General features: G+C 39.9%; 1 protein-coding gene. It reads right to left on the reverse strand.

The genetic code is table 11. The features are described 5' to 3' along the window. Positions 1-155 precede the first annotated feature (155 nt). Positions 156-13,607 carry a T9SS type A sorting domain-containing protein gene (locus tag ACO05G_RS10920; protein WP_421762811.1) on the reverse strand — a complete coding sequence of 4,484 codons (13,452 nt, stop codon included), beginning with the start codon at positions 13,605-13,607 and terminating at the stop codon, positions 156-158. Positions 13,608-13,644: the final 37 nt, after the last annotated feature.

Raw genomic sequence — 13,644 nt, forward strand, 5'->3', positions numbered from 1 at the left:
TTTGAAGTCAATTACTTGAATTTATAGGCTTAAAGTTACAAAATATGCAAGCATAAGCTTAAAAAATATCGATAAACGACAATTTGATACCGATAGAAGTACTCATATCCTCTTCGGGGAGAAGAGACTAAATAATTACGCTAGTTAATATTCAATTATCTTATGATAATCTTATGACGCTTGATATTTCTACCTTGTGTTACCACAACAAAGTAAATTCCTGAGGTCATCTTACGCGAAACATTAAGTTTTTCATCCATTACAATAGCTGCTTCAAATTGATTTTCGAAGTATGATCTACCTGCCATATCGACAATTTTCACATTCACCGGAGTATGATCATCTCCAGTTTGCATGAATATGTTAATATTATCGGCAATGGTTGGATTTGGATAGGTTGAAATTGCTATGTCTTTCATTACAAAATCATTGCTGACCTGAATGATCTGCAAAAGATCTTCTGTTCCATCAAAATCCACTTGCTTCAGCCTGTAATAATTAAGTCCAAAGTATGGTTGCTTGTCTATATGGGTATAGTCTAACATTTGATTACTGTTTCCTGATCCTTGAACTACTCCTATTGCTTCAAAATTGGTTCCGTCCGAAGACCTTTGCACTTCGAAGTAGTCGTTATTTTGTTCTGAAGCCGTACTCCAGTATAATTTAATCTCATTGCCTTCAGCTGTACCGTAAAAACTGATTAGTTCTACAGGCAATGGATTTTCAGAATCATCAGTGGTAGCTAGCGTTATTGGCGAAAATGATGTGAAATTATTAGCCGATGTTATTGTTCCGGATGAGGCCGTACCAGTCGTACTTCCATTTCCTTCATCATCCCATGATGCCCCATTATAATGTGCAACTGTAAGAGAAGCAGGATTTGTCACCTGACTTATTGCATCCCAGTAAAGCGTAACAAGTGGTTCGCCACTATGTGCGTTAACATTGTTCAAATCCCAGTATTCAAGTCCACTCACTCTGATAATACTCCCATTCTTAGGGTCAGCAACATTTGCCTGTTGAGAGTAGAAGTATTCAGCGCTATATCTATCAGTAATTGATGCTGAGATGATTGAAGAAATACCAATTCTAGCATGTCTTGACCCCTCTCCTATTGGGAATGCAAAATCATCATCCCCAACCTTAACCACAGGACCGACAGCATAACTGTTGCCATCAGTAGCAATTCCCGATGGAACAATTTCGGCCACACCATCATAAGAAACAGTGGAATTATCTTCAAAGGTTAACGGATTGGAACCACTGGATTGTACTACACCAGTAGCAAAATCCGCATTCACGCCAACATTCACATCCAAGTTCAATTGCACGTCGTTATTTCCTGCAGCTGTATTACTAATTACAATATTGTCTAAATCCAAAATGCCGGCATTCCCGGTCAGTACTTGTATTTGGCTTCCATCAAATGTAATAGTGCTGGTTCCTCCTGTAGTCAAAGCTCCATCCACATCAAAACTGCTTCCAGCGAAAGAAATGGTTTCGTTAACAAATGCCATTGTGGTCCCAGTACCAATGGAAAGATCACCATTGATGTCCAGTTGTTCTCGCACAGTCTTAGTTCCAGAACCTGCTAGTGTTAGATTATTAAAAGAAATGGTGGTTCCACTATTGTTACCAATATCCTGGGCAGTGCCATCTAATGTAACAGTCGAAACATTATCTACAAAAGATCCATTGGTAGCATCTACAACGAAATTTCCTCCAATAGTTAAAGTATGTGAAGCATCAGTAATTTGATAAACACCATCCGTAATCGTGAAGTTGTTGTCTACATCAAGTGATGCTGAGCTGGAAAATACAATTGCAGCGCCCGTGCCGGCACCATCTATTGTTAAATTGTAAAAACTAGCCCCTCCTGAAACAGTTACATCTGATCCTGATGATAGGGTTACTGTTGAGCTTCCAGGTACGAATGTTCCATTGTTAGTCCAACTGTCGCCTATGTCAAGTGTTTCTGTACCAACCACAGTTAATGTTCCTGAATTTGAAAGCTCGTTATCGACAGTTAAAGTTTGACTTCCAGTCAACGTCAATGATGCGTTTGCAAAAATTGTTAAGCTGGCAGCACTTGCTACAGCAGTACTAATAATTGGATACCTATTAGACCCTCCACTTACATCCGGAATTTGCACTGTGTTTGCATTGGAAGGAATTCCATTATCCCAATTACCTGCATTATGCCAATCCGTACTTGAACCGCCGGTCCATACTGTAAGCGGATTCGTATACGACCATTGAACCTCACCAGTTGTTGCAACTCCATCATCTAATTCGAATGTAGGTCCTGCAAATGCACCGCTTGCGTCACTGAAGATAATATTGCTACCACCAATCTCATTTCTTCTGACATTATTAGTAGGACCCGTATTAAATGCAATGTCAGTAGCAGTGAGATCTGATCCCAGATTATTGCTCAACCTTAGATAATATGAAGCATTGCTTCCATTCTGGAAGGTTCCGTCATCCAAGCTAACGAGAGTAGCTCCACTTTGCAACCAGATTCCTTCATCCTCCATGTGCTCGATTAGAAAATTACTTGCCTCAAAGGTGCCTCCTGATTCGACGGTAAAATCATAAGAACCAGTGGATCTTCTAGTAAGAGTAGCGACATTACTTGGGTTTGTTCCATTAAACCTTAAATCTCCTCCATTAGATACCACTAATACGGCATCATCTCCAAGTTCTATACTTTCGTTTGCCTCAACGAGAATTGTTCCACCAATGGTAATATTATCTTGCGTACCATTGCTATTTCCAAGTAAAAGATCATTTCCATTTGGATCTACGGTTCCAAGTACCAAATCAAAGTGCCTATCAACCATTAGATCATTGAGTAAGTCATACTCAACATTATTTCCTGCTAACTGACCAATAGTGATTGAGTTGTAAGTAGAGGTGCCAGGATCAAAGTTTTTAGGTGTTACAGCAGTAGATGGTATTAATAAAATTGTTTGAGTTCCAGATTCAACTGTTCCTGAATTTGAAAAATTACCACCAACAGTTAGATCAGAAGTGCCCAGATCAAATGTACCACTGGTAACCGTAAAATCGTTGCTCACATTTAGTGCCGTAGCAAGCGTAGTTGTTCCAGCAACATTGATAATTAAATCATAAAATCCGTCGGTATTACTAATTGTCTCTGTTCCAGAGATTGAGTTAAAAGTTACCTCACTAGTACCTCTTGTAAATAGTGCTGAAGAGAGTCTTAACCAGCTTCCTCCTATTTCAATATCATCATCAGTACCCCTACTTTCTAGTCTACTGCTTGCCTCGAAAGTCAAGTCACCACCTATTTGTAGATCTACTGCATCTACATCATCAGTATCAACGATAAGTGCTGCATTTACTTCAAGGGTTAGATTATCTGCGACCGCAACGCTTACATTATCTGAAATAATTGGCTCGTTTAATGTCTGTGGTATAATTACATTTTGTGTGGCTAATGGAACTGTTCCCGAATCCCAGTTTCCGGCAGTAAACCAGTCATTACTTACTGCTCCAGTCCATGTAACTGTTGGTGGGTCTAACCAGGTAATCAGATCGTTTGGATCTTCATCAAAATCATCACCTGAAAAAGATCCTGAATAGTTAAATATTTCGATATCTCCTGTCGATGAAGTTGCTTTAAAAATGTTAGTAGCTCCTCCTCCCGGATTATCGTCAAAAACAATGTCCTCAATTCTATTTGAGCCAGTTAAGTCCTGGTCATTTTCAATTCGAAGGTATTTTCCACCAGCGAAACCGTTTTGAAAAGTCCCTTCACTAAAATTATTGGTTGCATCAATTACGGTATTCGCATTTACATAAATACCATCTGCACCAACATATTCAATGAGATAATTTCTTGCAGCTATATTGCCTGGATTTGCTCCGGTACCCGTAACAGAGAATATATAGTCTGTTGTACCTGTACTTGTAACCGTAGCAGGTGCTCCACTAGTACCAACAATACTGATTGTACCTCCTGGATTTACTACTAACTGTACATCATTGCCCAAAGCCAAAGTTCCACCTGGTTTGCTCGTTGTACTCACATTCAGGGTACCAAAAATATCCACTACATCTTCAGCGTCACCTATTGACAATGTCTGTCCATTAACATCGAGAGTTCCTGCAGTCAAAGTAAAATTTCCAAGTGTTATGAAATCATCAACCAATTCATAAATCCTACCAGAAGCATCTATCTCAACATTGCCTGCTATCGAAGATCCATTCGTACCGATTGTTGGAGTTCCAGAACTAGCATTTAAGTAATACAATCCTGTTCCTGTATTGGCATATTGACCTGTACCTGACGCATTCATATTGCCACCAATGGTGACGATTAACCCATTTCCATCGAAAGTTCCATTGAAAACATTGATGTCTCCAAGAATTGTCATGTTACTAGTAGCTACTTCGACATTTCCACCTGATTTGTTAACTAAAATATCGTTAAAGCTCTGTGTTCCAATTTCTCCAATATCGAGTGTTTGATCTGCAGCTCCATCGAAGGTGACTGTGCCTGCTCTTGCATTGAATGATCCATCATCATTTCCATTATTTGTATCCCATCTTCCTGCTAGGTTAATGGAGTAATTACTGGTTGAAACATCCAGGGTTGAATTTCTAAAAAATAAATCCCCATCTATATCAATATTTCCACCTAAGGTCTTGGTAGTTGCATTATTCATGTAGAAGTTTCCATAAGTAACTCCACCTCGAACGGTCTGATCTACAGTACCATAATAGTACGTAAAGCTGCCATCAGCTAAGTCATATGTTGCAAAGTTTGATGGGAAATTATTAGCTCCTTCAACGCGAATGATTTCTGCATCTGCAAGTGTGAATGTACCAGTCCCCGACGTATTGTCAATTAAGTAACCATTAACATCAAGTATATTAATGGTATTATTAACAGTCAAGTCTCCAGTCAGATCAATATTTCCATCGTCTTGATCTCCTCCTATTAGTCTGCCTAATTGAATCTGAGCATTTCCACTTAATGTTAAGTTATGGAACTCCACAGGATTGTCACCAGCAGTAATTTGTCTAATATACTGCGTGCCTGTTGGTCGATTAAATATTACTGTTCCATCTCCTGTGTAGCTGTTTGCAACTGCGTTCCAATCATCGCCAGTAAATGTATAATTCTGACTCGTAACGCCATTAAATGTACCGTTAACATATACATCTCCGTTGAGGGTTATTGCTCCTCCACCTGAAAGTGTAGTGCCTGATTCAATGATTAAATCATCGTTGACTATTGTAGTTCCACTAGTTGTCTTTGTTCCGGTACCTGACACGGTCATTTCATCAAATGACATATTGGTAATTGTCTGAGCAGCTCCATCAAGTATCATTTCACCATCAACCGTGGTATCAAATTCTCCCCCAGTTGCAGTAATATCACCTGCCACATTAAAAACATACCCAGTTGTGGATGGTATTACTTTGGCGGAGTTCTCAATTACAAGATTCCCATCAAAATCGAATGTTGCAGCAACCAAATTGAAATCACCTGCATTGGTAGCGTTTGAAAAAGTAACATTATGGAAATTTTGATTTCCAGGGGAGATGGAAACAGAAGCACCAGCATCTGCATCAAAAGTTACCGTTCCGTCCCCATTGTCAAATATTGCGTTTGCTGAAGTAGTCCAAGATCCTTCCACATTAACAGTTGCCGTATTGTCCATTATCAATACTCCTCCTGTTCCATCACCAAGGGTCAAATCACCATCCAAATCAAGCGTTCCAGAGCTGATGACCTTTAATATTCCATCATTGATTACCAATGCGCTGATATTAACAGTTCCATCTCCAGTCTCAATTGTTGGGTTAAATGGTGATCCAAGATTAATGATAGCTTCTCTATCATTTCCAGGAATTGATGGTACTCCGTTATCCCAATTTCCTGCTGTGCTCCAATCTGTGCTTACCGCTCCAGTCCATTGAGTATCGAGTGGAAGATCCCAGGTAAGCTGACCTGTAGATTCCGGGGGACTGCCTCCGGCCCCATCTTCCTCATAATCAAACCCGGTTCGTCCTAATGGACCTGATGTATTGTTCCAATCGATCGTAAGATTACCGACACCATTTGACCTTGTAACATTGTAGTGCTGTCCTATTGTAGGACTTCCATCAAAATTGAACACTACGTTATTTATTGTCAGTGCTGCATCTGACTCTATGGTTAAATATCTATTACCGGAAATAGGATTGTCATCTCCGCCTGTCCCATCGCCAGCATCAGTTTCCAGACTTGAAAATGTTCCATTACTAAAATTGTTAGTTGCATCTATTGTTGCTCCATCTTCTACTTCTAATCCTTCATCGGTCAGGTATTGAATGTTGTAATACTGAGCATGTATTTCTCCACCGCTTTCAATGTTGATGTCAACTCTGTTTCCTCCAGCTGATCGTGTAACATTTGCTACATCAGTGGTATTACCAACTATGCTTAAAATTCCTCCGCTTTGAACATCAAGATTGCCTCCAATTTCGGTATCAGCGACATCTCCACCGTCATCAAATGTATCAAACTGAAGAGTAGCACCAGCATCTACTTGTAGTGTTCCATCGGCTCCAATTACATTTAGTTCTGCATCAGGATCACCAGTATCATTATCCCCAAGAGTCAGTGTATTACCGTTTAAATCTAAAGTTGCTGCAGCAAGGGTTAAACCAGCACCTGTATCATCTCCCTCGACCTGCATATCACTTACTAGTGTATAAATACGCTCCGGCGAAGTGGCTGTCCCTTGGAATGTTACTGTCGCAAAATCTTCACCATTCGGATCGATATTCTTGGTATTCGTATCGTCTGCATTGAAAACAACAGTTCCTTCTCTTTCGAAGAAATCTCCCCCATTGTTGGTCCAACTTCCATTAACAGTAATTTGATAATTATTTGCTGTGGTTACATCCAGATCTGTATTTGCTCCAATTGTTAGGTCATCTACAACAATATCTCCAGTAAGTATTTTAGTCCCGGCTGTGCTTATAGCTACAGAAGGGAAACTTGTAATATTAGCATTGCCTTCATCGATGATCGGAATATTTTGACCACCATTTTGATCAAAATCTAATGTAGCACCTGTAAGAATCCACGATCCCGTAGCGTTTATAATCACATTTTCAGAGCCAATATTATGTGTCAAGTTGCTAAAATCAATTTCTGCATCAGCACTGATATTAAAATCTCCTGTACCAAGATCAAAGCCGTTATTTTGAACAGTTACAGTAGTGCCGGTTGAATTTGAAACCGTTAATGCTGCTATGTCATTTGTCCCAGGATCTATAGTTGCATTTCCTCCATCAAAAACAAACGGTCTCGCATTTATCGTCAAATCAAAGGTTCCATTATTCGTCCATGTACTTCCACTAAACTCAACACCTCTTGCTGTGGTTACTGTAACTCCAGAATTTATTGTGACAGTACCTGAAATATCTGAAACTTCATCTGCTGCATTTGGCTGTAATGTTTTTGTCCCAGTCCCTCCAAAAACAACATTTTCGAGAACAAGATCCTGTCCTGACCCATCATTATCAAAAATCGTTTGATCTCCAGCTCTGCTGAAAGTTACAGTTGTAGCAGCTGTAGGGGTATAATCCTGGATATCAATTGTAGCTCCGTTTAGTGTTAAATCAAACCCTGCATCTTGGAGGGTAGGGTTTCCATTCATGTCAAAGTCCCCTTGGACAATGAGATTTCCATCCAGAGTGGCGGATCCTGTTGTAAACACCCTCAATTCACCATATTCAAGAGTACCTGAGTTGGTGAAAACTGTTTGGTTTCCTGTGGCTTGGATATCTACACGACTTGTTTCGTCAAGACTATAACTAGCAAAACCAGTAGGGAATGCAACACCAACTACTCTATTGTCGAGAATGGAGTTTTGCTCCATGGTAAATGCATCACCACCGTCATTTGTTATGGTTCTCGTGAGTTGTTCCAATTCAACACCATCGCCCACTGTCAGATTACCATTTACCGCAATATCTGAATTTGGTCTTTTCCTATCCGTTCCATTTAATATAAGATTTTCGAATGGTCTAGTTGTTGTATTAAAGTCTGCATCCATACTCCAAAATCCACCAGTGTGAATCAAGGTACCGCCATTCCAGGTAAGTACTTCATCAGATTCAACAGTCATGAGATCAGCGAGTGTTATTGTAAATCCAGCAACATCCAGAGTAACTGCCCCATCATCAAGAACTAAATCATCATTTACTGTGATATTTCCTAAGAGTGTAGCTGTAGTACTACCACCACCATTATCACGAATTTCAATGTCATTGAATGTAACATCAGCAGGTAGTGTTTGAGCTCCATCATTCCTAAACTCTACTTCCCCTCCTGTTAAGCTATAGCCACCTGTTGCAGAAGGGAAATTGCTATCAAATATTCGCATTTCTCCCCCGGTTTGAGATAGTGTACCACCAATGGTTACGATAACTCCACTTTCAAAATCAACAAAAGTATTTTCAGAAATCACAGAAAAATTGCCGTTTACCGTAATATCTGTTCCAGCAGATGCAGCTCCATTTTCCAAGTCTTTAACACCAGAATTCTGAAAGATGACATTATTAAATGTTAGTGTTTGATTAGCATCTGCTTCTATGTTCTGGGTAGCAGTTCCATTAAAAATTACTGTGCCTGTTCCTGGAACAAATCCACCCGGTTCATCTAAATCCCAATCACCTCCAACAAATATGGTCCTATCATTCCCTGACACTAAACCACTACCTGCGGCTATGATTAAATCGTCTCCTACGGAAATGTTCCCATCTATACTCTTAGCTGCGGCCCCTTCGAATAGTGCATCCCAAATCGTGCCTCCAGAAATATTTTGCGTACCTGTAGTGCCATTAAATCGTACTCTTCCTTGGCCTGGAGAGAAGGTCCCACCATTAACTGTCCAATCATTATTAATAAAAATATCAAATCCACTTGACCCATCGAATGTCCCGTCTGATAACGTGAATGAATTTGTAATCGTAAGAATTGATCCAAGGGTGTAAGTGGCCCCTGCACCATCAATTGTGAGATTATAAAATGGGTCTCCATTTCCAGATGTTGTAATTGAATGAGTTCCTGCTGTACCATTAAAAGTAACTGTGGCAGTTCCTTCGTTAAACGTTCCTGCATTGGCCCATGCACCTCCAATATTTAATGTAGATGTTGCACTTGCAGACATATCAACCGTGGTACCTGAAAATACAGTGAAATTCCCATTAACTGTCAATGAACCATCACCGGTAAACGTCAAAACGCCGCTATTTCTAACAGTCACACGTTCTACCGTAAAGCTTTCACCTGCTCCTATAATAGGGTCAAAAGTAGCTCCAGCCTCTATGTAAATAATATCATCAGCATCAGGTATACCATCAGCATCACCGCTAGTATCGTTCCAATTAGAAGCTGTATTCCAGGATGTGCTTGTTCCTCCTGTCCATGTGAATCCTGGATCTTCATTCCACCTGATAAATCCGGTAGCTGCTCCTCCATCGGGGTTATCCTCCTCATCCTGTGCACCAGCTAAGGTTCCTCCAGCGATGACGAATTCAATGGTTGGTTCCACTGTGTGAGCTGTTCCTAAGTTTGTTAAAGAAACGTTATGCGTAGGGCCTTCATTGAATACAACATTACTTGCAGAAGTATTATTAAGGATTCCAGTTGCAAGTGTTAAGTATGCATTGCCTACACCACTGGTAAAGGTTCCATCACTAAAATCATTCCCAGTAGCTCCTGTGTCTAGTGTTCCTCCTTCAATTCTAATTCCATCTCCTGTTGTATTGGCTATTGTATAATACTGTGCCTGAAAATCCCCAAGAGTTTGAGTAAACGTGAAACCATCATCATCTACCGAACTTAAAGTAGCAGGACTCCCATCGATACCCACAATTTGAAGAGTACCTCCTGTTTTGTTAAAATCAGGATCTACTGCAATATCATTTAGTAATAAGGAAGCTCCCTCATCAACAATCAAAGTACCTCCGGACATATCCAGTCCACCTCTATTGACGGTCATGATATTGCCGTTGAGGTCAAGAGTGCCCGCTGAAAGTTCAAATGCGTTATCTGTATCATCACGCATAAGAAAATCACCAGTTAGTTGATAAGTAGCGCCCGAAGCGTTGATTTCAAAATCTCTTACTTGATCTCCACCAAGATTCACATCGTGAGTTCCAGAAGTGCCATTTAATGCTATTCTGGCATTTTCCTGTCTAAACTCAAATCCATTTCCTATGTTGACCAAACTACCTCCTACATTAAGGAGTGCCGGGCCCGGGTCTACCCCACCATCATCTTCTACTAACCTGAAAATACCGGTGGTGATTGTTAAATCATTTAAAACATCGATTTGATCATTTAAAACAACTCCTTCCTGCTCTACATCAAAGCGAGAATCAGAATTTGTATTGACCGTCAAATTATAGAAGGCTTTATCTGCCTGTGCTCCACTGTTTGCATCCACCAGATTAAAACTTCTAAAATCAGATTCCCCTCCGGTAAATGTTACAGTACCACTTCTGGCATTGAAAAAACCGTAATTGTTCCAATCTTCTTCGACAGTTATGGAGTAATTACTTGCAGAAACATCTAAAGTCCCATTCGCGAAAATGTCTATTTGTCCACTTAATGAAATGTTACCACCTAGTGTGACAGTTGTCGTTACTGAACCATCGTTTGTTCCAATCTCTATATCATGAAATGAAGAAGTACTCACTGTAGCAGAACCTCCACTATTTAGGAAATTGACACTATTGTTATGCTGAAAATTTCCATTATTTGTCCAGTTTGAACCTTCAAAGTTTATCTCAAAATTATTTCCTTGAAAAGTGGACTCATTCGCAATTGTTAAGTCTCCTTCAATGGTTAGAATGTTATTAACCAACTCTTTGTTACCGACTCCTTCAAACTGAAGTGTTGGGAAATTTTGAGCTGCATTGATGTTTCTAAGATCCTGCTCACTACTACCATCCATAATTACAATACTGGTAGATGGTGTAGTATATGTGATAGTAGCTGTGCTGTTAACTCTAATATCTCTACTCACGCGAATGGTTTCACCTTCAATATTGATATCAGATCCATCAGCGATATCCAAATCTCTACCAACCTGTACAGTCGAATTGATATCAACTGTAGTGTTATTGGTTATATCAAGGTCATTAAATGTGGATCCGGTATTTTGGACAATGGTCTGAGTGGCTCCTCCATTGAAATCTGTCGTTGACCCTGTTTGTGTAAATGTACCTGTACCATTCTCTGCCCAGTTGCCTGCAATATCTATAGCTTCGGAACCAGCATTTACGGTCACACCATCGTTTATGGTTAAATCTCCATCTACAAGAAGGGTACCTGTAATCGTCTTATTACCAGATCCACTAAATACAACTTCATTAAAATCTGAAGAACTTATATTCTGATCCGCGCCATTAAAAGTGACGATACCCGTCTCACTGTCTCCAGTATATGCGGTCGCCATATTCCAGTCACCAGTCACAGTATGACTTGTCGCCACTGGCACTTCAAATCCAATAAAAATAGTACCAGGTCTAAATACAGGTGTTCCTGATATTCGTGTTACATCACCACTGATATTAAGATTGTTACTTACGTATTTATTTCCACTGCCAGCGAACTGAATCGTTCCAAATGCTCCCCCATTGAAATTTGGTATACTTTGATTTCCAGCTCTATCAAACCTTACAATACTTGCTGCATCAATATTTATTACATCTCCTCCATCATCAAAGGCTTCTGCAAATCCATCAGTATCGTCAGTACTTGTATAAATGATGCAGTTAGCACCTAAAGTAAATGTTTCACCATCCCCTGGTTCTGCAAAAATCTGATTGTCATCTAAATCGACAATAAGTGTATTCGCAGTGGATCCATTAGGATTTTGAATCGTAATAGCAACATCAATTGCAATGTTGTCATCCACGAATACTGTTCGAGTGGTTGTAGGTGTGGCAGTATTGGTAATGATCCAGCTATCCACTTCGTAATTACCAGAAACTGGTCCATCAACAACCTGATTGGTGTTAGCATCCATCGTAACTGTAGAATTAGCCGCGTTGAAAACTGGCGAACCTGCAGTGGTTCCGTCATCCGCTCGGATATCTTCTCCAAATTCCAGGTTTGCAGTATGAATAACTAAAAATTGGACCCCATTAACCATATCAAATTGGCCATTTACTTGTAGGTCATCATCTCCTGCAAAGAGTTGTCGAATTCTTTGTGCAGAAGCGTCATCCTGACTTAAATAGAGTCTCCCAAAAGGAACAGTTGAATTATCAATGCTATTTTCACTATGAATAATTTGATCAAAATCTGCATCGTATCTAACAAGGCTTGTTAGGTCTAGAGTATATGTAGTAAATCCAGTAGGGAAGTTATCATATCCTCGAATATATAAATCAGCACCTGGACCCATTGTCAATGTTCTAGTTCCGACAACATTTAATTCGGAATCGCTTTCCCCTGCCGGTAAAGAAGCATCAGTTCCATTAATAACCAAGTATCCTGCGGCAGTAATTTCAACATCTCCTTCTACTGTCAATTGATCATCTCGTTCAATGCTACAATTGCCATCAAAAGTTATGGATGGGCCTGTTGTGCCGATTGGATCAGACATATCAACTGTTCCATCAGTAGCAGCATTGTCACCAAACCTAATTTCACCTCCTGTAAAGGTGACTGACCCACCGGTAAGTGCAACTCCAACTGCATTCTTCACTTCAAATATGGCTATTTGATGATTCCCACCATTATTCGTCCAAATGGCATCAGCAGTAATTTCAAATGTACCATCAGAAATGACATTACCAGTTACTGTTTTATTACTGTTGTCTAATGTTAAATTATTGAAGTTTGCAACTCCACCAGAGATAGCAATAGCTTGTGCTCCAGCTCCATCGAAAAACTGTGTACTGTTTGTCGCTGTGAATGTCGCGCTATTGGTCAGCGTGAAATTTCCATCAAAGTTATGATTTGATGATGTTGAAATATCTGTACCACTAGCATCAGCTAAAAAATTTCCATTGACATCAATGGACGCGATAAGTATAACACCTGCTCCTCCATTTATTGTGAGATCATTGAAAATCATGGCGCTCCCTGAAAGCACTGAGGTTGAGGTATTGGGTAATGTTACATTGGCAAGGCCAGTTCCATTATCCAAATCAAAGGTGCCTCCATTATTTACTATATCTCCTGCTATGCTAACAGTATGGGTATTTCCATCATTATTATTGGTTTGAAATATGGATGTGGACTGAATAACTAGAGAGCCATTCAAAGTTAATGATGATGCTGAGCTTGCATTTCCAATTGTCAGAGTCCCGATTCCACCTCCTTGACCAACTTCAATGGCTTCAATCGTGATAGTGGATCCACCATCAACTGTTATCACATCGCCATCAGCGATGATAAATGTATTAAGGCCATTAGTAAAGTCTGCGGCTACTGGTGACGGTGACCAAACAGATGCGCCTGTTGTTGTGAATGAACCTGATCCAACACTTGTATATGTTGTTTGTGCATGGGTTCCTAAAAGAAGAAGAATTAAGGAAAGGAAAAGTGTAACTCTCATAAGATTGGATACAGTATAACCAGCGTTAAAATAACAA

The organism is Ekhidna sp. (genome assembly GCF_965227465.1).
Classification (GTDB): domain Bacteria; phylum Bacteroidota; class Bacteroidia; order Cytophagales; family Cyclobacteriaceae; genus Ekhidna.

Coding starts and splice junctions, on each gene's coding strand:
- ACO05G_RS10920 (WP_421762811.1), bottom strand. CDS start 13,607: ATGAGAGTTACACTTTTCCTTTCCTTAATTCTTCTTCTTTTAGGAACC.